The 23,498-nt window shown below is 70.0% G+C and carries 25 protein-coding genes and 1 riboswitch; of the genes, 10 read left to right on the forward strand and 15 right to left on the reverse strand.

Annotated features, from left to right (window positions below):
- Positions 1-45: 45 nt before the first annotated feature.
- Entirely contained in the window at positions 46-621 is a 576-nt protein-coding gene (locus HWX00_RS02845; RefSeq protein ID WP_059557685.1) for a TetR/AcrR family transcriptional regulator, read from the reverse strand.
- Positions 622-756: 135 nt separating this feature from the next.
- On the opposite strand from HWX00_RS02845, the gene HWX00_RS02850 reads away from it, so the two are divergent.
- Positions 757-1,440, forward strand: coding sequence for a glutathione S-transferase (locus tag HWX00_RS02850; protein ID WP_175028585.1), 684 nt, complete (start codon positions 757-759; stop codon positions 1,438-1,440).
- Between the two features lie 331 nt (positions 1,441-1,771).
- Here the strand turns inward: HWX00_RS02850 and HWX00_RS02855 are convergent, their stop codons facing one another.
- Positions 1,772-2,275: a MarR family winged helix-turn-helix transcriptional regulator gene (locus HWX00_RS02855; protein ID WP_175028584.1), complete on the reverse strand. Its 504-nt coding sequence runs from the start codon at positions 2,273-2,275 to the stop codon at positions 1,772-1,774.
- Between the two features lie 131 nt (positions 2,276-2,406).
- On the opposite strand from HWX00_RS02855, the gene HWX00_RS02860 reads away from it, so the two are divergent.
- The gene (locus tag HWX00_RS02860; protein ID WP_175028583.1) at positions 2,407-3,585 is read left to right on the forward strand and encodes an MFS transporter; all 1,179 of its coding nucleotides are present in this window, start codon (positions 2,407-2,409) and stop codon (positions 3,583-3,585) included.
- A 26-nt stretch (positions 3,586-3,611) separates the two neighbouring features.
- Here the strand turns inward: HWX00_RS02860 and cobM are convergent, their stop codons facing one another.
- Genes cobM through cbiE form a run of 4 tightly spaced genes read right to left on the reverse strand, consistent with a single transcriptional unit; the run spans position 3,612 to position 7,480 of the window.
- Positions 3,612-4,340, reverse strand: a complete 729-nt coding sequence (cobM, locus tag HWX00_RS02865) for a precorrin-4 C(11)-methyltransferase (protein ID WP_175028582.1) — start codon at positions 4,338-4,340, stop codon at positions 3,612-3,614.
- Positions 4,341-4,383: 43 nt separating this feature from the next.
- Positions 4,384-5,115, reverse strand: coding sequence for a cobalt-precorrin-6A reductase (locus tag HWX00_RS02870; protein WP_175028581.1), 732 nt, complete (start codon positions 5,113-5,115; stop codon positions 4,384-4,386).
- Positions 5,112-6,200, reverse strand: coding sequence for a cobalt-precorrin-5B (C(1))-methyltransferase (locus HWX00_RS02875; RefSeq protein WP_059557693.1), 1,089 nt, complete (start codon positions 6,198-6,200; stop codon positions 5,112-5,114). The genes HWX00_RS02870 and HWX00_RS02875 overlap by 4 nt, the downstream gene beginning before the upstream one ends.
- Positions 6,200-7,480 (reverse strand): precorrin-6y C5,15-methyltransferase (decarboxylating) subunit CbiE, encoded by a 1,281-nt coding sequence (gene cbiE / locus HWX00_RS02880; RefSeq protein WP_175028580.1) that lies wholly within the window; start codon positions 7,478-7,480, stop codon positions 6,200-6,202. The genes HWX00_RS02875 and cbiE overlap by 1 nt, the downstream gene beginning before the upstream one ends.
- 322 nt (positions 7,481-7,802) lie before the next feature.
- Positions 7,803-7,993: riboswitch (cobalamin riboswitch) on the forward strand.
- A 107-nt stretch (positions 7,994-8,100) separates the two neighbouring features.
- On the opposite strand from cbiE, the gene cobG reads away from it, so the two are divergent.
- The 6 genes from cobG to HWX00_RS02910 all read left to right on the forward strand — a co-directional run bounded on the left by cobG (position 8,101) and on the right by HWX00_RS02910 (position 14,376).
- A complete protein-coding gene (gene cobG / locus HWX00_RS02885; protein WP_279612805.1) occupies positions 8,101-9,465 on the forward strand; it encodes a precorrin-3B synthase in 1,365 nt (454 codons plus the stop codon).
- On the forward strand, positions 9,458-10,084 hold the full coding sequence (locus tag HWX00_RS02890; RefSeq protein WP_034186893.1) for a precorrin-8X methylmutase: 627 nt from the start codon (positions 9,458-9,460) through the stop codon (positions 10,082-10,084). Before cobG ends, HWX00_RS02890 begins: the two co-directional genes overlap by 8 nt.
- A complete protein-coding gene (locus tag HWX00_RS02895; protein ID WP_059557697.1) occupies positions 10,081-10,815 on the forward strand; it encodes a precorrin-2 C(20)-methyltransferase in 735 nt (244 codons plus the stop codon). Before HWX00_RS02890 ends, HWX00_RS02895 begins: the two co-directional genes overlap by 4 nt.
- Positions 10,812-12,521, forward strand: a complete 1,710-nt coding sequence (cobJ, locus tag HWX00_RS02900; RefSeq protein ID WP_175028578.1) for a precorrin-3B C(17)-methyltransferase — start codon at positions 10,812-10,814, stop codon at positions 12,519-12,521. The genes HWX00_RS02895 and cobJ overlap by 4 nt, the downstream gene beginning before the upstream one ends.
- 67 nt (positions 12,522-12,588) lie before the next feature.
- Positions 12,589-12,783, forward strand: coding sequence for a type 2 periplasmic-binding domain-containing protein (locus HWX00_RS02905; protein WP_049034975.1), 195 nt, complete (start codon positions 12,589-12,591; stop codon positions 12,781-12,783).
- Positions 12,784-13,020: 237 nt separating this feature from the next.
- Positions 13,021-14,376: a chitinase gene (locus HWX00_RS02910; RefSeq protein WP_059557703.1), complete on the forward strand. Its 1,356-nt coding sequence runs from the start codon at positions 13,021-13,023 to the stop codon at positions 14,374-14,376.
- 74 nt (positions 14,377-14,450) lie between these two features.
- Here the strand turns inward: HWX00_RS02910 and HWX00_RS02915 are convergent, their stop codons facing one another.
- The 4 genes from HWX00_RS02915 to HWX00_RS02930 all read right to left on the reverse strand — a co-directional run bounded on the left by HWX00_RS02915 (position 14,451) and on the right by HWX00_RS02930 (position 19,020).
- Positions 14,451-15,194, reverse strand: a complete 744-nt coding sequence (locus HWX00_RS02915) for an IclR family transcriptional regulator (RefSeq protein WP_034186898.1) — start codon at positions 15,192-15,194, stop codon at positions 14,451-14,453.
- A 53-nt stretch (positions 15,195-15,247) separates the two neighbouring features.
- Positions 15,248-16,414 (reverse strand): acyl-CoA dehydrogenase family protein, encoded by a 1,167-nt coding sequence (locus tag HWX00_RS02920; protein WP_175028577.1) that lies wholly within the window; start codon positions 16,412-16,414, stop codon positions 15,248-15,250.
- A 37-nt stretch (positions 16,415-16,451) separates the two neighbouring features.
- Positions 16,452-17,753, reverse strand: a complete 1,302-nt coding sequence (locus tag HWX00_RS02925; RefSeq protein ID WP_175028576.1) for a CitMHS family transporter — start codon at positions 17,751-17,753, stop codon at positions 16,452-16,454.
- 103 nt (positions 17,754-17,856) lie between these two features.
- Positions 17,857-19,020, reverse strand: a complete 1,164-nt coding sequence (locus HWX00_RS02930) for a CaiB/BaiF CoA transferase family protein (RefSeq protein ID WP_175028575.1) — start codon at positions 19,018-19,020, stop codon at positions 17,857-17,859.
- A 276-nt stretch (positions 19,021-19,296) separates the two neighbouring features.
- Between HWX00_RS02930 and HWX00_RS02935 the strand changes: the two genes are divergently transcribed.
- Both HWX00_RS02935 and HWX00_RS02940 read left to right on the forward strand, forming a co-directional pair.
- A complete protein-coding gene (locus HWX00_RS02935; RefSeq protein ID WP_049028297.1) occupies positions 19,297-19,533 on the forward strand; it encodes a hypothetical protein in 237 nt (78 codons plus the stop codon).
- A gap of 142 nt (positions 19,534-19,675) precedes the next feature.
- Positions 19,676-20,098 (forward strand): NUDIX hydrolase, encoded by a 423-nt coding sequence (locus tag HWX00_RS02940; RefSeq protein ID WP_034186902.1) that lies wholly within the window; start codon positions 19,676-19,678, stop codon positions 20,096-20,098.
- A gap of 22 nt (positions 20,099-20,120) precedes the next feature.
- Here HWX00_RS02940 and HWX00_RS02945 read toward each other — a convergent pair whose 3' ends face one another.
- From HWX00_RS02945 to HWX00_RS36675, 5 genes are all read right to left on the reverse strand, one after another.
- Positions 20,121-20,447 (reverse strand): low molecular weight protein tyrosine phosphatase family protein, encoded by a 327-nt coding sequence (locus HWX00_RS02945; RefSeq protein ID WP_175028574.1) that lies wholly within the window; start codon positions 20,445-20,447, stop codon positions 20,121-20,123.
- A gap of 31 nt (positions 20,448-20,478) precedes the next feature.
- The gene (locus HWX00_RS02950) at positions 20,479-21,051 is read right to left on the reverse strand and encodes a DUF1993 domain-containing protein (RefSeq protein ID WP_034186904.1); all 573 of its coding nucleotides are present in this window, start codon (positions 21,049-21,051) and stop codon (positions 20,479-20,481) included.
- 177 nt (positions 21,052-21,228) lie between these two features.
- Positions 21,229-21,681: a YaiI/YqxD family protein gene (locus HWX00_RS02955; RefSeq protein WP_049028295.1), complete on the reverse strand. Its 453-nt coding sequence runs from the start codon at positions 21,679-21,681 to the stop codon at positions 21,229-21,231.
- Between the two features lie 61 nt (positions 21,682-21,742).
- Positions 21,743-22,279, reverse strand: coding sequence for a vWA domain-containing protein (locus HWX00_RS02960; protein WP_175028600.1), 537 nt, complete (start codon positions 22,277-22,279; stop codon positions 21,743-21,745).
- A gap of 140 nt (positions 22,280-22,419) precedes the next feature.
- Positions 22,420-23,496 carry a magnesium chelatase ATPase subunit I gene (locus HWX00_RS36675; RefSeq protein WP_175028599.1) on the reverse strand — a complete coding sequence of 359 codons (1,077 nt, stop codon included), beginning with the start codon at positions 23,494-23,496 and terminating at the stop codon, positions 22,420-22,422.
- Positions 23,497-23,498 lie beyond the last annotated feature (2 nt).

Raw genomic sequence — 23,498 nt, forward strand, 5'->3', positions numbered from 1 at the left:
TCGCCGAGACGAAAGTCCGCAAAGTCGACTTGCTCGATGCGGCGGCTATGCCGGCAGAAGACCCGCAATGCGATAACTTTCAATCAACCCGTCGTAGACGGAAATATCGGAGCGACTCCTGGCAACGAGCTGAGCGCCGGCGACCGCGGCATAGATCGCGCGAGCACGCCGTTCGCTATCCTCGGCGCTGACCACGGCCGCAGCGGACAGCACCTTGCTCAGCCACGCAACATTCACATCGGCAAAAGTCTGGACCTCTTTCGTCACCGTTTCCGGCAGGTCATCGGATTCGGCAGCCATGAAGCTGCACAGGCATATGCGATTGCCACGCTCAAGCGCCTTGCGAAACGTATCGGGATAGCGGCGCAGGCAATCGATCGGATCTGCGGATTCGGCCAAGATCGCATCCAGCGTAGCTGCCGATTCCTCCCAATACCGCCTCGCCACCGCTGCGCCAAGATCGGCCTTGCTTGCGAAGTGGTGGTAGATGCTCGCAGCCTTGATACCGACGGCTTCAGCGAGATCACGAAAGTTCAGCCCGCCGTAGCCGTGCGCCTGGGCAATCTTTGTGGCGGCCACCAGGATTCGCTCCCTGGAACTCAGGCCTGACTCGTTCTTCACTCTGCTACCGCCTCCACGACCGTTGACACCGGCAATTATACCTTCTATGGTAAACCTAACGAACGTTAGGTAGGCATGAGTGACCATTCCCCTTATCGTCCAATCCCGTGTGACAAACCGCATAGAGAGGCACGCATGACTTTCAGCACCACCGATTTCGACGTAACCCAACTCCCGATCATGACGATTTACGATTTCCCCAAGGGACCTTATCCGACACGCGTCCGTATCGCCCTGGCCGAGAAAGGTCTGCGATCGCGCGTCGAGTTCGTGATGGTCGACCTTTACAAGGGGGAGCACAAAAGGCCCGAATTCATCTCCGAGAAAAACTACTCGGGAACGCTGCCGGTCCTTGAACTAAACGACGGAACGTGCATCGCCGAATGCACTGCCATTACCGAATACCTCGATACGCTTGATGGCGCACCCACGCTGACCGGCAAGACACCACTCGAAAAGGGCGTGATCCACATGATGAGCAAGCGCGCCGAGCTGGAGTTGCTCGACGCAATCAGTGTCTATTTCCACCATGCCACGCCAGGATTGGGACCCAACGTCGAGCGCTATCAGAACGCCGAATGGGGGCTTCGTCAGCGCGACAAGGCCCTGAGGGGCATGCACTACTTCGATGACGTTCTGAAAAAGCAGCCGTTTGTCGCTGGGGATGCCTTCTCCATGGCCGACATCACCGTCATCGGCGGTCTGGTCTTTGCGTCGATCGTGAAGTTGACCGTGCCCGCGGAGTGCGAGGCGCTATTGGATTGGTACACGAGAATGCGGGAGCGCCCCAGCGTCAAGAACCAGCCGGCGTTCGCCTGACAGAAGTCGTGCCCGACCGTCATCGACGTTCGACCAATCCTTGATTGCAAATCCGAGACGACCTGCCCGCGCGACTTCGACGACTCGCCTACTCGATCGATACCGGATGGCCGCACAGCAAATCGGTCAATCGTAGGGGCGTACTGCGCGCGGTGCTCGCGTAGCAATGCGGAATGGAAGGACGCGGTCGTGGCACACGGCTTCGCGTACGGCCACCACGTTGGCCGTTCCAGTTGGATAACGGTCGCTGACGACCCACTGAGTCGAATGGCGGCTCGGGGTCGGCAAGCGACGTCCACGATGCCTTTGTCACCCGCACCGGGCACCCGCCTCAAGCCTCCGGCGCCGCACCTTCGAGACCGGCCAGCAGCTTTCCCAGCAGGTGCGACAACTGCGCCTGCTCCGCCTCCGACAGCACGGCCAGCAGCGCGCGCTGGTTCTCGATGTGGGCAACGACCGCGTCGTCGATCAGCGCGCGACCTGTGTCCGTCAGTGCGACGAGCGTGCCGCGCCCGTCGGCCGGGTTCGGCCGGCGCTCGACCCAACCGGCCTTCTGCAGCCGGTCGATGCGTGCGGTCATGCCGCCCGACGACATCATCAGCGCGTCGTACAACGCGGTCGGCGTCAGCGCGAACGGCGCGCCGCTGCGCCGTAGCGTCGCGAGCACGTCGAATTCGCCCGGCTGCATCCCGTAGCGCGCAAACAGCGGATTGAGACGGTCGCGCGCGATCACGAGCGCGGCTTCCTGCAGCCGCCCCATCACGACCATCGACGACGCGTCCAGATCCGGACGCTCGGCGCGCCATTGCGCGAGCGCATGCGCGGCTCGATCCATTAACCCTCCTCGGCTCACCAGTTATCTTGACGTCGAGATAAATCGGCGTTTATCTTGATGTCGAGATACTTTACCTGAAAAACGCGCGGCGTCTCGACGGCAGCCGCGCACCGATATCGAGGGCCTCGTCGATGAATCGCTTCACTTCCCCGGGATGGCGGCTGGCCGTCATCGTGCTGGTCGGGCTGAACCTGCGTCCCGCGCTCGCCGCGGTCGGCCCGCTGCTCGACATGATCCAGCGCACGACCGGTATCGGCGACGGCGCGGCCAGCCTGCTGACGACGATTCCGATCCTGCTGATGGGGCTCGGCGCACTGGGCGCGCGGCGCCTGCAGCGCGTTACCGGCATCGCGGGCGGTGTCTGGCTCGGCGTCGCGCTGATCGGGCTGGCCTGCGCATCGCGCATCGGCGCGCGGCACGCGTGGCTGCTGCTCGCGAGCGCCTGCTGCGCGGGCGTCGGGATCGCGATGGTGCAGGCGCTGCTGCCCGGTTTCGTGAAGGCGCATTTCGCGACGCGCATCGGCGGCGCGATGGGCGTCTATTCGACGTCGATCATGGGCGGCGCGGTGCTGGCGAGCGTGGTCGCGCCGTTCGCCGCGGCGCGCTGGGGCTGGCTCGCCGCGCTGGCCGGCTGGGCGCTGCCGGCCGCGGTGGCCGCGCTCGCATGGCCGCTCGCCAGCCGCGGCGGCGACGGCTTCGCCACCGGGCCGGTCTCGACGTCGAATGCACGACCGTCGCGTTCGGCGCGTGCGTGGCGGCTCGCGCTGTTCTTCGGGATCGCGACGGGCGCCTACACGCTCGTGCTCGCTTGGCTGCCGCCGTATTACATGCGGCTCGGCTGGTCGCCGACGGCGGCCGGCAGCCTGCTCGGCGGCGTGACGCTCGCGGAAGTTATCGCGGGGCTGACGATCTCGGCAACGATCGACCGCCTGCCCGATCGCCGGCCCGCGCTGCATGCGGCGATCGCGTCGCTGTTCGCGGGGTTGCTGGCGATGCTGGCCGCACCCGACGCGTTCGCGCTGCCGGCCGCGCTGCTGCTCGGCGCGGGGATCGGCGCGCTGTTTCCGCTGTCGCTGATCGTCACGGTCGACCATGCGGCAACGCCGGCCGACGCTGCATCGCTGACAGGGTTCGTGCAGGGTGTCGGCTATCTGGTCGCCGGGTTGTTCCCGTTCGCGGCCGGGCTCGTGCGCCAGCATCTCGCGGACCTGACGCCCGCGTGGATCGCGATGGCGTGCCTGTGTGTCGCGCTGTTCGCGCTGGCGGCCGGGTTTGCGCCGCGGCTGGCGCGGCAGACGGCGCGGGCCTGAGCGGCCCGTCCGCCGGGCCGGCGTGATCAGCCCGCGCTCGCGTACAGCGTCGAATCCGCGAACCCGTCGGCATCGAGCACGCGCCCGATCAGGATCAATGCGGTGCGCTCGATCTGCGTGCCGCGCACCTTGTCGACGATGTCCGCCAGCGTGCCGGTCACGCGCTCCTCGTCGGGCCAGCTCGCGCGATAGATCACCGCGACCGGGCAATCCGCGCCGTAGTGCGGCAGCACTTCGTCGACGATGCGCTCGAGATGGCGCACGCCGAGATGGATCGCGAGCGTCGCGCGGTGCGCGGCGAGCGAACCGAGCGCCTCGCCTTCCGGCATCGTGGTCTTGCCCGCGAAGCGCGTGAGGATCACCGTCTGCGCGACGCCGGGCAACGTCAGCTCGACGCCGAGCGTCGCCGCGCACGCGGCCGTCGCCGTCACGCCCGGCACGATTTCGTACGGAATCCCGAGCGCCTTCAGCCGGCGGATCTGCTCGCCGATCGCGCCGTACAGCGACGGGTCGCCCGAATGCACGCGTGCGACGTCCCGCCCTTGCGCATGCGCGTCCGCGAGCAGCGCGACGATCGCGTCGAGGTCGAGTTCGGCCGTGTTGACGACCTGCTCCGCGCGATGACCGTCGAGCACGGCCGCGGGCACCAGCGAGCCCGCATACAGGATCACCGGGCACGTACGCACGAGGCGCTGGCCCTTCACCGTGATCAGCTCGGGGTCGCCGGGCCCCGCGCCGATGAAATACACCGTCATCGAAAATTCTCCGTCAATACGTTGGATGATCCGCTGCGCGGCGTCAAACGCGCGCGGCCGGATCGAGTGCGTCGAGCAGTGCCGCGACCGAATCGAACGCCCGGTCGGCATCGGGCAGCGACGGCCGGCGCAGCATCACGACCGGCACCCTGCGTTCGCGCGCGACATCGAGCTTGGCCTCGGTGGCCGCACCGCCGCTGTTCTTGCTGACGAGGACGTCGATGCCCGTCAGCGCGAACAGCGCACGTTCGCCGTCGAGCGTGAACGGCCCGCGCGCGGCGATGACCTGCGCATGCGCATTGCCGGGATGCGCGTCGAGGCAGCGCACGAGCCAGAACTGGTGCGGCGGGATCGTATCGAGGTGCGCGAGCGGTTCGCGGCCGAGCGTGAACAGCGGCCGCCTGAACGGCGCGAGCGCGGCCTCGATGCCGGCCCAGTCGTCGACCATCCGCCAGTCGTCGCCCGGTTGCGGCGTCCAGGGCGCGCGGCGCAGCGCCCATAGCGGTACGCCCGCGTCGCGCGTCGCGGCAGTGGCGTTCGTACTGATTTGCGCGGCATACGGATGCGTGGCGTCGATCACGAGGCCGATTCCGGCGTCGCGAAGATACGCGGCCAGCCCGGCGGCCCCGCCGAAGCCGCCGACGCGCACGTCGCAGCGCAGGTCGTCCGGCACCTTGCCGAGACCGGCCAGGCTGTAGACGTGATGCGGGCCGAGCGCGCGTGCGATCTTCAGCGCGTCGCCGGTGCCGCCGAGCAGCAGGATGCGCATGCTCATCGCGCTTCCCCGACGAAGCGGCCCTGCCGGTCGATCGCGAACATCTCGACGGCGACCGACGGCGGCACGATGTCGCGTGCGACCCGCAGCGCCTGCGCGCAGACGAGATCGCCGAGCGGCACGCCGTCGGCCAGGGCGAGCTTCAGCGCTTCCTGGCTCGTGTTCGCGGCGCGCATCGCGGCCTGCAGCGCCTCGCTCGCGCCGGCTTCAGCCGCCCATTGCGCGAGCAGCGGCAGGTCGATGCTCGAATGGCGGCTGTGCAGGTCGAGATGGCCCGCCGCGAGCTTGCTGAGCTTGCCGAATCCGCCGCACATCGACAACCGCGCGACCGGTGCGCGGCGCAGGTGCTTGAGCACCGCGCCCGCGAAATCGCCCATCTCGATCAGCGCCATGTCGGGCAAGCCGTAGTGCGCGCGCATCGCGTCCTCGCTCGCGTTGCCCGTGCACGCGGCGATATGCGCGATGCCGTTGGCGCGCGCGACATCGATCCCCTGGTGGATCGATGCGATATAGGCCGAACACGAGAACGGCCGCACGATGCCCGTCGTGCCGAGGATCGACAGCCCGCCGACGATGCCGAGGCGCGGGTTCATCGTCTTCAGCGCGAGCGCCTCGCCGCCCTCGACGCCGATCGTCACGTCGAAGCCGCCTGCGTAGCCGTGCTCGGCTGCGAGGGCCTCCAGATGCGTCGTCATCATCTGGCGCGGCACCGGGTTGATCGCCGGTTCGCCGACCGGCAGCGTCAGCCCCGCGCGCGTGACCGTGCCGACGCCCGGCCCCGCGTGAAAGCGCACGCCGGGCGCGGCCGCGAGCGCGACACGCGCGAAGATCAGCGCGCCGTGCGTGACGTCCGGATCGTCGCCGGCATCCTTGATCGTGCCGGCTTCCGCGCCTTCGGCCGTGAGGCGGCAGAACTCGAGCCGCATCATCACGCGCTGCCCTTTCGGCAGCACGATCTCGACCGCGTCGTCCGCCCGGCCCGCGAGCAGCAGCCGCGCGGCCGCGAGCGACGTCGCGGTCGCGCAGCTGCCGGTCGTGTAGCCGAACCGCAGCGGCGCGGGCTGTTCGGGGGTTTCGTCGCGCATCACGCGTCCGTTGCGTTCGCCGGGTTCGATGCGCCGGCTATGTCGATCGCATCGGCCGTCTCGACCCTGTCAGCCGCGTCGGGCTTGCGCACGTCGTACAGCGTGACGGGCAGCGGCTGGCGCCACGTGTCGAAGCGGCCGAGCGGTTCCGCATGCGCGAGCGACACGCGCGTGAGCGTGCCGCCGTGCGCGTCGCGCCACGCGGCGAGCGCCATCTCGCCCTGCAGCGTGACCGCGTTCGCGACGAGCCGGCCGCCGGGTTTCAGCGAGACCCAGCACGCGTCGAGCACGCCGGGCGCCGTCGCACCGCCGCCGATGAAGATCGCGTCGGGCGTGGCGAGCCCTGCCAGCGCGTCGGGCGCGCGGCCCGCGACGAGCTGCAGGCCCGGCACGCCGAGTGCGTCGCGGTTGTGTTCGATGAAGCGCTGCCGTTCCGCATGCGCCTCGACCGCGATCGCCTGGCAGGATGGATGCGCACGCATCCATTCGATGCCGATCGAGCCACTGCCCGCGCCGACGTCCCACAGCAGCTCGCCAGGTGCGGGCGCGAGGCGCCCGAGCGTCATCGCGCGCAAGTCGCGCTTGGTGAGCTGGCCGTCGTGGCGGTATGCATCGTCGGGCAGGCCCGGCGTGAGCGCGCGGCGCGGCGCGTCGGGGCCGGCCCGGCAGTCGAGCGCGACGAGATTGAGCGCGGCCGTTTCGGCGACTTTCCAGTCCTGCGCGAGGCCGTCGACGCGCCGTTCGAGCGGGCCGCCCAGATGTTCGAACACGCTGATGCGCGTCGGCCCGAAGCCGCGTGCGGTGAGTTCGGCCGCGACGGCGGCCGGCGTGCGGCCGTCGGCGCTCAGCACGAACAGGCGCCGGCCCGGCAGCAGATGACGCGCGAGCGTCGCGAGCGGACGGCCGACGAGCGACACCGCGCCGACGTCCTGCAGCGCCCAGCCGAGGCGTGCGGCCGCGAGCGACAGCGACGACGGCGCGGGCAGTACGCGCCATTCGTCGGGAGAAAGCTGGCGCGCGAGCGTCGCGCCGACGCCGAACAGCATCGGGTCGCCGCTTGCGAGCACGCAGACGGGCGAGCCGCGCCGCGCGAGCACGCCCGCGAGATCGAACGGCGACGGCCACGCTTCGCGCGCGGCCGGCAACCGCGCGGGCAGCATGTCGAGATGCCGCTTCGCGCCGACCACGCGCGTCGCGCCGAGCAGCGCGCGTCGCGCATTGCGCCCAAGCCCCGCGTAACCGTCGTCGCCGATGCCCACTACCGTCAGCCACGCCGTCATGCACCCTTCCCCATCGTTCGATTTCATCCAGTGTGTTGCGATGCGCGGCCGTTGCGCCGCCGCGCGTCGATCCGGCGATTGCCGTCGGCGCCGACTGCCCGGCGCGGGACGCGCCAGCGGTGTCGGCCAGGCCCGCGCGATCCGCATGGCGAACAGCTGGCCCCGCCCAGTTTCATCGTCGCGGATACCGGCGTGTCGCCGATCCAGTGCCGAGCCGCCAATCGTACCATCCGCGCTGCCGCGCGCAGGTCGTCGCAGCCATGCTGCGACACGGTTGCGACGCACATGGCCGATGTCGGGCCGGTGCCGAAATCGGGTATCCTACGGCCGTTCGTTCGCCGGTGCCCTTCGGGGCCGAAGAGGGAACACAGGGCGCGCCACGCGCCGCTGTGGCTGCCCCCGCAACTGTAGACAGCGAGCCGATCTCCCCCTCATGCCACTGGTTTCACCGGGAAGGCCGGGAGCCGGCGTCGACCTGTCAGCCAGGAGACCTGCCGGCCAGAAAGTGCGTGCGTGCCAGTCGGCGTCGGGCGGGGTGTACCGACGCGTTGGCCGCGGCGCGACACTGTCCCGGTATCCCGTTGAGTTCCGCCCCCGATTCGATTCCTGCGTCGCCCGTCGTGCGCCCGTCGGCCTGCCCGGGGCTCGTGCGCGTGGTCACGGCCGCCGATGGCGGGCTGTGCCGGGTCAAGCTGCCGGGCGGCCGGCTCGATGCGCGCCAGGCGCGTGCGATTGCCGCCGCCGCCCGCGCGTACGGCTCCGGCGCGATCGACGCGACCAATCGCGCGAATCTCCAGCTGCGCGGCATTCGCGACAGCGCCGCCGATGCGCTGACGCGCGCATTGCTCGAGGCGGGGCTCGGCCCGCGCGTCGACGCTGCCGCAGGCGCGGTCGACGAGACGGCCGCGCTCGCCGCGAGCGACGACGTCCGCAACCTCCTGCTCAGCCCGCTCGCCGGGCACGATCCCGCCGCGCTCGTCGACAGCCGCGCGCTCGCGATGCCGCTGCTCGACATGCTGGCCGGCGAGCCGCGCCGCGGCGAGCTGTCGCCGAAATTCTCGATCCAGCTCGACGGCGGCGAATCGGTTGCGGCGCTCGATCACCCGCACGACATCTGGCTGGCCGCCTGGCGCCGCGCGGACGGCGCGGTACGCGTCGCGGCCGGGCTGTCCGGCTGCCCGCCGGTCGCGCAGGACGACCGGCCCGCATCGGTCGACGTGTCGCCCGATCAGGCCGTCGCACTGGTTCGCGCACTGCTGCTCGCGTTCCTCGATCTCGCACCGGCCGAGGTCACGCGGATGCGCGGGGTGCTCGCGACCGCCGGCGAATGCGCGTTGCTCGCACGCGCGCAGCACTACCTGCCCTTCCCGCTCACGGCCGATCCCGCGCTCGCCGGCTGGCGTCGCACGCGCGCGGATCCGGCGCTGCGTTTCGGCATGCGCCCGTCGCGCGATGCGGCACGCTGCAGCGTCGGCGCGCAATGCGTGCTCGGGCGGCTCGACGCGACACGACTGGAACGGCTCGCCGCGCTGGCCGAAGCCGACGGCGACGGCACGTTGTCGATGACGCCGTGGCAAGGCGTGTTTCTCCACGGCGTGCCGAACGAACGCGCCCCGGCCACGTTGGCGGCACTGGCGTCGCTCGGCCTCGTCTGCGCATCGTCCGACCCGCTGGCGACCCTCGTCGCCTGCACCGGCAGCACGGGCTGCGCGAAAGCGCGGGCCGACACGAAACACGACGCGCTCGCCCTCGCCGCGCGCATCGGCCATCCGGTCGACGTGCACCTGACCGGCTGCGAGCGCCACTGCGCGCTGCCGCATCCCGCGGCGCACACGCTCGTCGCGGTGGCGCCCGCGCACTACGACCTTTACCGGCGCGACGCGGCCGCGGGCCTTGGCGCCCCGCTCGCGCGCCATCTGACGATTGACCAGGCCGCGGCCCGTTTGACGGACGCGCGGCACAGCCAGGACACCACCGATGCTTGACTACATTCGCGACGGGCAGGAAATCTACCGCCAGTCGTTCGCGACGATCCGCGCCGAGGCCGACCTGTCGCGCGTTCCGCCCGACCTCGAGAAACTCGCGGTGCGCGTGATCCATGCGTGCGGGATGGTCGACGTCGTCTACGACCTGCGCTTTTCGGCTGGCGCCGGCACGGCCGGCCGCACCGCGCTCGCGGCCGGCGCGCCGATCCTGTGCGACGCGCGGATGGTCGCCGAAGGCATCACGCGCGCGCGGCTGCCGGCCGACAACCGCGTGATCTGCACGCTCGGCGAGCCGGAGGTGCCCGATCTCGCGCGCCATCTCGGCAACACGCGCTCGGCGGCGGCGCTCGAACTGTGGCGGCCGCATCTCGCGGGCAGCGTCGTCGTGATCGGCAATGCGCCGACCGCGCTGTTCCACCTGCTCGACATGATCGACGCCGGCGCGCCACGCCCCGCGCTGATCCTCGGTTTTCCGGTCGGCTTCATCGGCGCGGCCGAATCCAAGGCGATGCTCGATGCCGACAGCCGCGGCGTGCCGTACGTCGCGCTGCTCGGCCGGCGCGGCGGCAGCGCGATGGCCGCCGCCGCGGTCAACGCCCTGGCCACGGAGGTCGAATGACGACCACGCGCGGCCGGCTGTTCGGGGTCGGCGTCGGCCCCGGCGATCCCGAACTGATGACGATCAAGGCGTTGCGCGTGCTGCAGGCGGCGCCCGTGGTCGCGTATTTCGTCGCGAAGGGCAAGAAGGGCAATGCGTACGGCATCGTCGAAGCCCATCTGCTCGACGGGCAGACGCAACTGCCGCTCGTCTATCCGGTGACGACCGAAGTGCTGCCGCCGCCGCTCTGCTACGAGACCGTGATCGCCGACTTCTACGACACGGCCGCCGAGATCGTCGCCGCCCATCTCGACGCGGGACGCGACGTCGCGGTGATCTGCGAAGGCGACCCGTTCTTCTACGGCTCGTACATGTACCTGCACGACCGCCTCGCGCCGCGCTACGACACCGAGGTGATCCCGGGCGTCTGCGCGATGCTCGGCGGCACGGCCGTGCTCGGCCAGCCGCTCGTCTATCGCAACCAGAGCCTGTCGGTGCTGTCCGGCGTGCTGCCCGAGCATGAACTGCGCGAGCGGCTCGCGCGCGCCGACGCGGCCGTCGTGATGAAGCTCGGCCGCAATTTCGACAAGGTGCGGCGCGTGCTCGACGAACTCGGGCTCGCGAAGCGCGCGCTGTACGTCGAGCGCGCGACGATGGCGAACCAGCGCATCGTGCCGCTCGACGCAGTCGATCCGATGGCGTCGCCGTATTTCTCGCTGCTCGTCGTGCCGGGGGAAAAATGGCAAGGATGACGACCCCGCCGGCGATCGTGATCCTCGGTGCCGGCGCGCTCGACACCGCGCGACGCATCCAGGCGCGCTATCCGGGCGCTAGCGTGCATGGCCTCGCGTCGCGCGTCGATGCCGACGTGCGGTTCGACGAACTCGGTGCGCACCTGCGCGAACTCTACGCACGCGGCCTGCCGATCGTCGCGCTGTGCGCGGCCGGCATCGTGATCCGCTGCCTCGCCCCCGCGCTCGCGGACAAGGGCGTCGAGCCGCCCGTGCTCGCGGTTGCGGAAGACGGTTCGGCCGTCGTGCCGCTGCTCGGCGGGCTGACGGGCGTCAACGTGATCGCGCGCGAAATCGCCGCATGCGTGGGCGTCGCGCCGGCGATCACGACCAGCGGCGAACTGCGTTTCGGCGCATGCGTGCTCAATCCGCCCGACGGGTATGCGCTGGCCGATCTCGCGCAGGGCAAGCGCTTCGTGTCCGACCTGCTCGCGGGCGCATCGACGCGTGTCGACGGCGCGGCGGCGTGGCTCGACGATGTCGCGCTGCCGCGCGACGACGCGGCCAAGCATGCGATCCGCGTGACGCCCGACGCATGGCGCGGCACGCATGACGAACTCGTGATCCATCCTCGCAGCGTGGTGGTCGGCATCGCAGGCGATGCCATGCACGCGCACGAGGCGCTTGCCACACGCATCGCCGCCATGCTCGACGCACAAGGTCTCGCGCGGCTGGCACTCGCGGCCCTCGTCGCGCCGGCGTCGTCGATCGGCGAACCCGCGCTGGAGGAAGCCGCGCGGGCACTCGACGTGCCGCTGCGTTTCGCCGATGCCGACGGCAGCGCGCCCGCCGATGCAGCCGCGCTGCTCGGCCGCACGTTGCGTGTCGCGCATACGCTGCGTCCGGTATCGAACGGCCTTGCATGCGCGGTCGCGTCGCATCCGGTCGATCCCGCCACGCTCGGCCGCGCGCGCGGCCGCCTGACGGTGCTCGGCCTCGGCCCGGGCGGCGCCGCATGGCTCACGCCGGCCGCTCGCGCCGCGCTCGCGGAAGCGACCGACATCCTCGGCTATACGACCTACGTGAACATGGCCGGCCCGTTCCGCGGCGACCAGCGCGTGCACGGCACCGACAATCGCGAGGAAATGCAGCGTGCGCGCCATGCGTTCGAACTGGCGGCCGAAGGCCGGCGCGTCGCGGTCGTGTCGTCGGGCGACCCCGGCGTGTTCGCGATGGCCGCGGCCGTGCTCGAAGCGCTCGACGAAACGCGCGACCCGCAATGGGCCGCGGTCGACCTGCGCGTGGAGCCCGGCATCTCGGCGTCGCTCGCGACGGCCGCGCAGGCCGGCGCGCCGCTCGGTCACGACTTCTGCGCGATTTCGCTGTCGGACAACCTGAAGCCGTGGGACGTGATCGAGACGCGCCTGCTGCATGCGGCGCAAGCCGACCTCGTGATGGCGTTCTACAACCCGATCTCGCGTGCGCGGCCGTGGCAGCTCGACCGCGCGCTCGACCTCGTGCGTGCGCATCGCGCGGCCGATACGGTGGTCGTACTCGGCCGCGACATCGGCCGGCCGGGCGCGACGCTCGCGACGACGACGCTCGGCGCGCTGCGCAGCGACCAGGTCGACATGCGGACGATGGTGATCGTCGGCTCGTCGACGACGCGGCGCTTCGCGATCGGCAACGCGCGCGAATGGGTCTATACGCCGCGCTGGTATCGCTGATCGCGGTTACCGCGGCAGCGTGACGGTGCGCGCGTCGGCATGCGTAAGGCCGGATGCGCCGTTCATCGTGTCGCGCGAACCGCTCGTCGCGATCGTGCCGGCCTTCACGGCAACGCTGCAACGCGCCGGTGTCGTCTACGTGCCGCTCGCCGGCGCGCGCGCGGTCGAGCAGATCGTGTCGTGGAACGCGCCGTTTTCGTCGGCGTGCGTCGAGCGCTTCGTTGCGCTGGCTCGTTCGCTGGCGCAGCCGGCATCGACGTAAGCGGCACGTATCGCGCCGCGGGCACCGATCGGGAAAATCGCCCGCCCCGCGTTGCACGATCGTGTCGAATCGGCAAGATCGTTACGTATCGGGAATCAAATAACAAAAAGAACACCTAACCATTCACTATTCGGCGCGAATCCTCCAAGATGAGCACGCTGCCGGCCGGGCACGCCCGGTCACCCGGCCGGCAGCGATACGCAGGCCAGCGTATCCCTCTTCCACTTGGAGAACACAATGAACAACAATCTGTTGCCGCGTTTCATCCCGCGTGCACTTGCCGCGGGTTGTCTGCTTGCCGTGGCGAGCGTGTCCCAGGGTGCCGGCGTCTATGCGCCCTTCGTCGACGTGACGCTCTATCCGACGCCGCTCGTCGATCAGATCGGCGTCCGGCAAGGCATCCAGCAATTCACGCTCGCGTTCGTGGTCGCGGGCAACGGCTGCGTGCCGTCGTGGGGCGGCGTGCAACCGATCGGCAACGGCGCGAGCGGCGGCCTCCTGACCGCGCTGTCGACGTCGATCGCGAGCTACCGCGCGAAAGGCGGCGAAGTCGCCGTCTCGTTCGGCGGCGCGAACGGCACGCCGCTGATGCAGGCGTGCTCGACGGTCCCCGCGCTGAAGGCGGCCTACCAGACCGTGATCGACACGTACGGACTCACGCATATCGATTTCGACATCGAAGGCGCGTCGCAGCAGGACACGGCCGCGGTCGCGCGCAACTTCCAGGCCGTCGCGCAACTGCAGTCCGACTACGCGGCGAAGGGCAAGCCGCTACACGTCACGCTGACGCTACCGACGATGCCGACCGGACTCACGCAGGACGGCCTGAACGTCGTCAACGCGGCGCTCGCGAATCGGGCCGCGTTTGATGCGGTCAACGTGATGGCGATGGATTACGGCCCCGCGAACATCGACATGGGCGCCGCCGCGATCAGCGCCGCGCAGGCGCTGTACGCGCAGCTCGACACGGCGTTCAAGTCGGCCGGCCAACCAAAAACCCATGCGCAGCTCTGGCAGATGGTCGGCGTCACGCCGATGATCGGCGTGAACGACGTGCAGGGTGAAACCTTCACGCTCGCGAATGCGCAAAGCGTGGTGAACGCGGCGATCGGCAACGGCTACGGTTTCTTCGGCAACTGGTCGGTCGGCCGCGATCAGGCGTGCCCGTCCGGCGGCACGTATGCGTCGCCGACCTGCTCGGGCGTCGCGCAGCAGCCGTACGCGTTCGCGACGATCTTCAAGCAGATCGACGGCAAGTGGGGCGCGGGCGTCACGCAGGATCCGAACTACGGCGGCGGCTCGGACGGCGGCACGCCGCAGCCCGGCGCGCCCTGGGCGGCCGGCCAGGTCTATACGGCCGGCGCGACGGTCACCTACCAGGGCACGACGTACCAGGCGCAGTGGTGGACCCAGGGCGACGTGCCCGGCCAGGCGGCCGTATGGAAGCCGGTCGGCGGCGGCTCGCCGGTGTGGTCGGCGACGACCGCCTACCCGGGCGGCACCTGCGTGATGTACCAGGGCGCGAAGTACTGCGCGAAATGGTGGACACAGGGCGACAACCCGAGTGCGGGCGGCGTGTGGGTGAAGTCGTGATGCCGCGACGCGCGCGCGCGTGACGCGCGGCGGGCCGCTTCCGGCGCAGCAGGATCGTGCGCCGGCGGGCGGCCCTACCCGCGCGCGTGCTCGGCCAGCAGCCGCGCCTTCGCGTCGACGAGCAGCGCCGCGTGCGCGTCGCGCTGCTGGCGGATCCGTTCGGTCGGCCCGACGACCGACAGCCCGTACCAGTCGCCGTCGAGCGTCAGCGCGACCGCGATCGCCGACAGCTCGGGCGCGCTCTCGCCGAAGTTCTCGGCCCAGCCGAGTTCGCGAAACCGCGCGGTCTGCGCGACGAGCGCCGGCAGGTCGGCCACCGTCGCGTCGGTAAAACGTTCGAACGGCAGTTGCATGCCGAGCGCCTGCTGCGCGTCGCCGGCGAGTTCCGCGAAGATCGCCTTGCCGATCGAGTTCGCATGCAGCGGGCGCAGCTCGCCCGGCTGGCGCGTATAGCGGATCGCCTGCTCCGACTCGACGACGTCGAGATACGTGACCGACACGCCCTGGATCTTGCCGAGCACGGCTGTCTCGCGGCTCGCGTCGCGCAGCGCGACGAGGTGCGGGTGCACGATGTCGACGACGGGATCGGTCGCGTCGATCGCGGCGGCGATCGTCTGCAGGCGCCGCGTCGGGTAGTAGCCGCCGCGCTTGCGCACTTCGTACAGATAGCCGCGGCTCACGAGCGTGCGCGCCATCGCGAGGCAGCTCGACGGCGGCACATCGAGCAGGCGCGCGAGTTCGGCGAGCGGCAGCGGCCGCCGTTCGGCGGCGAACAGCTCGAACAGGTCGAGCGTGCGGGCAACGAGTTTGACGTCCATGACGAGCGCTTGAATCGAAACGGGAAACCGCGCGCCGGGCGAGTCGCCGCGCGTCAGTACGACTTCGGCAGCCCGAGCACCTTCTCCGCGATGTAACACAGGATCAGTTGCGGACTCACGGGCGCGAGCCTCGGAATCATACACTCGCGCAGGTAGCGCTCGACATGGTATTCCTTCGCGTAACCCATCCCGCCGAGCGTCGCGACCGCCGTCTGGCACGCCTGGAACGCCGCTTCCGCGCCGAGGTATTTCGCCGCGTTCGCCTCCGCGCCGCACGACTGCCCCGCGTCGTAGCGCGCCGCGGCCTTCATCACCATCAGCCACGCGGCCTCGAGCTGCATCCACGCCTGCGCGAGCGGATGCTGGATCGACTGGTTCTGCCCGATCGGCCGACCGAACACGACGCGCTCGCACGCATACTGCGTCGCGCGGCGCAGCGCGGCCTGCCCGAGCCCGATCGCCTCCGCCGCGATCAGGATCCGTTCGGGATTCAGCCCGTGCAGCAGGTAGCGGAAGCCGTCGCCTTCGTTGCCGATCAGGTCGTCGCGCGACACGCGCAGGTTGTCGATGAACAGCATGTTCGAATCGACGGCCTTGCGGCCCATCTTCTCGATCTCGCGTACCTCGACATGCGAACGGTCGAGGTCGGTGTAGAACAGGCTCAGCCCGTCGGTCGGCTTCGCGACCTGGTCGAGCAGCGTCGTGCGCGCGATGATCAGCATCTTGTTCGCGACCTGCGCGGTCGAGATCCAGATCTTGCGCCCGCTGAGCACGTAGTGGTCGCCGTCGCGGCGCGCCTGCGTGCTCAGGTGCGTGGTGTCGAGGCCCGCGTCGGGCTCCGTCACCGCGAAGCACGCCTTGTCGCGCCCGGCGATCAGCGGCGGCAGGAAGCGCGCCTTCTGCGCGTCGTTGCCGAACACCTGCACGGGATTCAGCCCGAAGATGTTCATATGCACGGCCGACGCGCCGGACAGGCCGGCGCCCGATGCGCTGATCGTGCGCATCATCAGCGCGGCCTCGGTCATCCCGAGACCGGCGCCGCCGTGGGCCGGGTCCATCGCGATGCCGAGCCAACCGGCTTCGGCGAGCGCCGCGTGAAAGTCGGCCGGAAAGCCGCCCGCGCGATCGCGTTCGAGCCAGTAGTCGTCGCCGAAGCGCTCGCAGATTTTCTCGATCGCGCTTTCGATCGCGCGCTGGTCGTCGGTCAGGTCGAACTGCATGGACTGCTCTCCCGGGAAACGTGAACGGCCCGGCCGTTCATAGCGGAAACACGCCCGTCGCGACCGCGGCGAACACCATCAGCACGGTGGCGGCGAACAGAAACGGAATCGTGAATTTCTGGTGCTCGGCGAGCTCGACGCCGGTCAGGCCGACGATCAGGAACGTCGCGGGCGTCAGCGGGCTCACCGGAAAGCCGGTCGTCATCTGGCCGAGCAGTGCGGCCTGCGCCATCTGGATCGGCGGCACGCCGAGCAGCTTGCCGCTCTCCGCGAGCACCGGCAGCACGCCGAAGTAGAACGAATCGGGATCGAACAACAGGCTGAGCGGCATCGACAGCAGCCCGAGTACGAACGGCATGTGGCGCGCATGCTCGACCGGCACGTGCGCGACGACGACCCCGGCCATCGCCTTCAGCATGCCGGTGCCGGACATGATGCCGGTGAATGCGCCGGCCGCGAGCAGCACGCTCGCCATCATCAGCGCGGCCTTCGCGTGCGCGTCGATCCGCTCGCGCTGCGCCTGCACGTCCGGGTAGTTGATCACGAGCGCGGCGACCGTGCCGAGCATGAACATCACCATCGGGTCGACGACGCCCGACACCAGCGTGACGAGCACGACGAGCGTCAGTACGACGTTGATCCCGAAGCGGCCCGGCCGGCGCAACGCGCGTTCGGCGTCGGTCAGCTCGCGCGGCGCGATCGCCAGCGACGCGGCGCCGGCGCGGTCGAGCCCGAGCCGTTTCGCCTCGCGCACGCCGAGCACGTACGCGGTGCCGAACACGAACGCGAGCCCGACGATCTGCACCGGAATCATTGGCGTGAAGATCGCCGAGCCGGGGATGTGCAGCGCCGCCGAGGCGCGCAGCATCGGCCCGACCCACGGCAGGAAATTGACGCCGGCCGCCATCGACGCGACGCACGCGAGAATCCGCCGGTCCATCCCGAGGCGCGTGTAGAGCGGCATCATCGCCGGCAGCGTGACGAGAAACGTGACGGCGCCCGAGCCGTCGAGGTGGATCAGCAGCGCGAGCAGCGCCGAGCCCATCACGATGCGCGGCGGATGGCAGCCGATCAAGCGCAGTACGCCGGCGATGATCGGGTCGAGCATCCCCGCATCGGTGAGGATTCCGAAAAATAGAATCGCAAAAACGAACATCCCGGCGATCGGGCCGATGTTCTGTACGCCGTGCACGACGAACTTGCCGGTCGTCAATCCGAAGCCGGCCGCGAGCGACGCGGCCACCGGCACGACGATCAGCGCGACGAGCGGCGACAGCCGCTTCGTGATGATCAGGCCGAACAGCGCGACGATGGCGATCGCGCCGATCCATGCAAGCATGATGCGTCTCCTCTTCCGCCGGTACGGCGTCTTCCGTGCGCAAGCCGGCGTGATGTCCGAATGATGGCGTGCCGGCCCGCGCGGCCGGCGGCCGCGATGCCGGTCAGTCCCTGCGATCGTCGTGGCGGCCGTCGCGGTCCGCAAACACCTGCGCCGCGTGCTCGTTCAGCGCGGGCGGCGGTCGACGGTACGTCGCCGGCGTGCGGCCGAGCTTGATCGGCGACGCGATGCCGCGATGCCGGCCCAGCGTCACCTTCATCTCCCGATGCGCGACATGCGGATGATCGAGCGCCGCATCGAGTCCGAGCACCGGCGCGCACGGCACGCCGCGGCGCATCAGCTGCTCGGCGAGCGCCGCGCCGTCATGTCCGGCCAGCGCCGTTTCGAGCAGCGCACGCAGTGCGGCGCGGTGCGCGCTGCGCGCGCGGTTGTCCGCGAAACGCGGATCGTCGAGCCAGCCGCGCGTGCCGAGCACGTCGCACAACGCGGCGAACTGCCCGTTGTTGCCGACCGCCAGGAAAATGTCGACGCTCGCCGTCGGAAAGCTGTCGTACGGCGTGATGTTCGGATGCGCGTTGCCGGTACGTACGGGTGCGTTGCCCGAATGAAAGAAGTTCGGCGTATGCGGATGCAGGATCGACAGCGCGCAGTCGAACAGCGTCGATTCGACGAACTGGCCGCGGCCGCTCGCATCGCGCTCGCGCAGCGCCATCAGCACGCCGAGCGCCGCGTTCAGACCCGTGACGAGATCGACGATCGGCACGCCGACGCGCAGCGGTGCGCCGCCCGCTTCGCCATTGACGCTCATCAGCCCCGCGAGCGCCTGGACGGCCGCGTCGTAGCCGGGCAGCCCGCCCAGCGGCCCGTCCGCGCCGAACCCCGACACGCGGCAATGGACGAGGCGAGGAAACCGCGCATGCAGCGCGTCGAAGCCGAGCCCCCAGCGCTCCATCGTGCCGATCTTGAAGTTCTCGACGATGGCGTCCGCGTGTTCGAGCAGGCCCAGCAGCCGCTCGCGGTCGGCCGGCTGCGTCAGGTCGAGCGCAACGCCGAGCTTGTTGCGGTTCACGCCGAGGAAATACGATGCGGTGTCGCCGTCGAACGGCGGCCCCCAGGTACGTGTCTCGTCGCCGGACGGCGGCTCGACCTTGATCACCTCCGCGCCATGGTCGGCGAGGATCTGCGTCGCGTACGGGCCGCCCAGCACCCGCGACAGGTCGATGATGCGCAATCCCGCCAGCGCGCCCTGCTGCTCGTGTTCCGCCATGCGTCCCGCTCCTGGTTCCGGTTGATCGGACTGTCGGCACCGGCGGGCCAATGCCTGCGGCGCGCCCGTCGGACTCGACGAATAATTCTTGTGTGTGAATTTATATTCACACTCAGGAATTTCATTGTCAAGCCCGGATACACCCGGCGTGCCGCGCGGATAACGTGGTCGAGCGCAAGTGGGGACGACACCGAATGCGGGCCGGTTGCGAGGTCGGCCCGCCCTTCGTTAAGCTGGCGGAAACGTTCATCCCGAAAATAGTCAGGCGAAGCATTCATGAAACGGATATGGCTGGCGGCCTTCATGCTGGCGTCGACGCTCGGCGCCGCGCGCGCGCAAACCCAAACTTTCCATTTCGGCGAAGGACAGACGCGCATGCCCGCCGCGGCACCGCAGGCCGGCGCGCCCACGGCCCGGCACGCGCCGTCGCCGCATCACCGGCGCGCCGTTCACAAACGTCGCCACTCGCGCCATGCGAAGCCGACGCGCAACGGCATCTATACGCACGCGTAACGCGGCGCCCGGCGCCATGCACGGAACTGTCACGAACGGCGGGTAACCTCCACGCGGCAGCTTGTACGCCGTCGCGCCCCGTTGCCGGACAACCCGCCGCCGCCGCGCACTTCCCCACGATTCAGTACCTGCTTTGCCGAACATGAGCACCGGGCCGGATACCCTCGCCGTCACCAAGGAACGCGCCACCATCGTGTGCCGTCAGCGCGGCAGCGTGCTGCTGGTCGCCCGCACGGCATCGCGCTGGTCGCTGCCGGGCGGCACGATCCGGCGCGGCGAGACGCCGCTCGAAGCCGCGCGGCGGGAGCTTGCCGAGGAAACGCGGCTGGAAGGGCTCGCGCTCGACTACGCGGTGCAGTTCGGCGGGCTGACGAAGCTCCATCACGTGTTCGTGGCCGAGGTGCCGGCGCACCTGACGCCGCGCGCGAGCAACGAGATCGCCCGCTGCAAGTGGTTCGCCGCCGACCGGCTCGACACGCTCCATGCGAGCGTGCCGACGCGCAAGATCATCGAGCTGCTGCGTCTCGACTGTTTTTCGGCGATCGTCAACGGCCCGCTTCGTTGAGGGCCGTTCCTGCGCACGCCGGTCACGCGCGCAGGAACGGCCCGGCCTTGCGCTCGAGCAGCGCGACGAGTTCGGGCTGCATGAAAGCGTAGCGGTCGGGAATCTCGAGGCAGACGATCTGCTTGCCCTTCAGATGCGCACCGAACAGCGTGGACAGCCTTGCCTTGTGCGCGCGCTCCATCACGAACACGATGTCGGCCCAGTCGAGCTGCTCGGCGGACAGGCGGGTGTCGGCATCGGGCGCGAGGCCCGCGGAGTCGGTTTCGATGCCCGGCCATGCGGCGAACATCGTTTCGGCCGTCGGGCTGCGCAGCCGGTTGCGGCTGCAGATGAACAGTGTCCGTGTCATGTCGCTTCGCGCTTGGCCGCGGGCGGCCCGCTTACCCTTGCGGAATGGTGTCCGGCCGCACATACGCGAGCATGTGCGGCACGTAGTCGGCCTTGCCGAGATCGACGCCGTGATGGCGCAGGATCGCGTACGCGGCGATCGCGTGGAAGTAGAACTGCGGCAGCGCCCAGTCGCGCGCGTATTGTTCGCCCGTCATGTCGAACGCGATCCCGTTCGGCAGTTCGAGCGCGATCGGCCGCGCGGCGCCCCCATCGAGCGCATCTGGCGCGAGTTCGCCGAGAAATGCGAGCGTGCCGGCGATGATCGACTGCGCGTCGCCCGGCGAACCCGGCTGCGCATCCGCGTTCCATCCCGCTTCACGCAACGACAGCAACGCAGCCGGCAACGCTTCGCCGCGCAGCCGGTAGACGGGTTCCATCGCCTGGAAACACGAGAAGCGCACCTGGGCGGCGAGCGGGTACATGTCGGGCGCGAGCTTCAACGTCGTCACCGCGTCGGGTTCGATCCCCGCGGCCTGCCGGTGCGCGACGGCCTTGTCGAGCCATGCGGACTGCGCGCGCAGCATCTGGGTGAAGGTCGGAACGAGAAGTTGGGTCGGTGACACGCGTGCGCTCCTGTATTGTGGTTTGCGTCACGATAGCAGCGTCGGCGCAACCCTGCATCCTGGACAGGCGCGAAGCGCGCGCACCGCTGCGCATCGGCGGACGATTCATACACCACGTGTGCGCGCTTCGGTTCCATCTGCGCACACGCGGCAACGCGTGCCTGCCGACATGCAGCCTTACGGCTTGCCCTGCCGCGCCAGGAACCGGTCGAGCTGCGACGCAAACGCCTTGCCGTCGCGCGCGCTGAACGGCGCCGGGCCGCCCGTGTCGATGCCCGCGCTGCGCAACTGGTCCATCATCGCGCGCGTCGACAGGCGCTCCTCGATGTTCTCGCGGCTGAACCAGTTGCCGCGCGGGTCGAGCGCATGCGCGCCCTTGTCGAGGACGGCCGCGGCCAGCGGGATGTCGGCCGTGATCACGAGGTCGCCGGCTTCCGCCAGCTCGACGATGCGCGCATCGGCCACGTCGAAGCCGGCCGGCACCTGGACGGCCTTGATGAACGGCGACGGCGGTGTGCGCAGGAACTGGTTCGCGACCAGCGTCACGCTGATTTCGGCACGACGCGCGGCGCGAAACAGCATGTCCTTGATGACGGCGGGACACGCGTCGGCATCGACCAGTACTTGCATGGCGGGGTTTTCCAGTAGGCATGAGCAGAAGCGGCGATCATAGCGCACCGCCAGCCGGCCCTCAGCGCGCGAGATCCGTGCGAAGCGCGTCGGCCGTCAGCCACTGCGCGCCCCAGGCGGCGGCGAGCCGCGCGCCCCGCCCGATCCGCACGGCCGCATCGTCGAAGTCGACGAACACGACGTGGTCGGCCGACGCGGGTTTCGGCGGCGTTTCGCGCGTGCGCCCGTCGGACAGGACCCACAGCCAGCGCTGCTTGCCGGGCTCGCTCCGTGCGTCTCGCGCGAGCAGCTGCGCGGCCGCGGCGATGCCGTCCGCGAGCGGCGTGCCGCCGCCGCCGTCGACCGGTTCGAGCCAGCGTGCGTTCCACCAGCGCGGGACGGCCGGGCCGAAACGCCGGGCGGCGCCTTGACCGCCGAAGCAGATCAGCGCGGTTTCGACCCGATCGCGCGCGGCCCGATCGAAATACGCGACGATCAGGCCCTTCGCGAGCGCGAGCCGGTCGTTCGACAGCATCGACGCCGAACAGTCGAGCACGAAGCAATGCAGTGCATGCGGCGTCCCTGCGCGTTTCCGGAACCGCACATGTTCGTGAAGCAGCGGGCCGCCGCGTTTCGCGGCGAGCGTCGCCGGCCACGCAACGGTCGTGCCCGCGCGTGCCGTGCCCGGTACGTGCGCGGCTGCGCCTGACTGCCATCGAGGACCGCGAACGGCGTTCGCGGCGGCGCCGGCTCGATGGCTCAGCGTTTTTTTAGCGGCAGCGGCACCACGCCTTTCACTTCGCGCAGGCCGGCCGGCTCGGGCGGCAGGTAACCCCAGTCGCTCTGCGCGGCGGATGCCTCGCCTCGCGTCTCGTCCTGCCGGTTGTCGTCCCGCTGGCGCGCATCCGGCGGCGAACGTTCGTCTCGATCGCCGCCGTGTTGCGACGACCCGTGCGACGGCGGCGTATCCGCATGGCGCCGGTGCCGCAGCACCGCTTGCGCCACACGCTCGACATGCGACACCGTCACCGCGTCGGCCTGCTCCAGCGCAGCCAGCGCGCGCGCGGCGCGCAGCATCACGAGGTCGGCGCGCAACCCGTCGACGGCCGCGTCGATGCACAGCGCGCTGACGCGCGCATGGACTGCATCGTCGAAATCGAGCGTCGCCAGCCGCGCGCGCGCCGCATGGATCCGGTCGCCGAGTTCACGCTGGACGGGCGCATGACGTGCACGAAATGCGTCCGGGTCGAGATCGAACGCGAGTCGCGCCTTCACGATCCGTTCGCGCTGCGCGGCGTCGAAACAGTTCTCCAGTTCGACCATCAACCCGAAGCGGTCGAGCAGTTGCGGGCGCAGTTCCCCCTCCTCCGGATTCATCGTGCCGACCAGCACGAAGCGCGCGTCGTGCGCGTGCGACACGCCGTCGCGCTCCACGATGTTCACGCCGCTCGCGGCGACGTCCAGCAGCGTATCGACGAGCCCGTCGGCGAGCAGGTTCACTTCGTCGACATACAGCACGCCGAGGTGCGCGCGTGCGAGCAATCCAGGCCGGAAGCGCACGCCGTTACCGGCCAGCGCATGCGCGAGATCGAGCGTGCCCGTCACCTGCTCGTCGCTCGCCGACAGCGGCAGCGTGACGAACTGCCCTTCCGGCAGCAGTTCCGCAAGGCCGCGTGCGGCGGTCGATTTCGCGGTGCCGCGCGGGCCGCTCACGAGCACGCCGCCGAGCGACGGGTCGATCGCGGCGAGCAGCAGCGCCTGCTGCAGCGCATCTTGCGCGACGAGCGCCGCAAACGGAAAGACCGCGCGGGCGCGGTGCGTCGTCGGATCGGTCATCG

It is taken from the genome of Burkholderia seminalis DSM 23518, from assembly GCF_902832885.1.
In the GTDB taxonomy this organism is placed as follows: domain Bacteria; phylum Pseudomonadota; class Gammaproteobacteria; order Burkholderiales; family Burkholderiaceae; genus Burkholderia; species Burkholderia seminalis.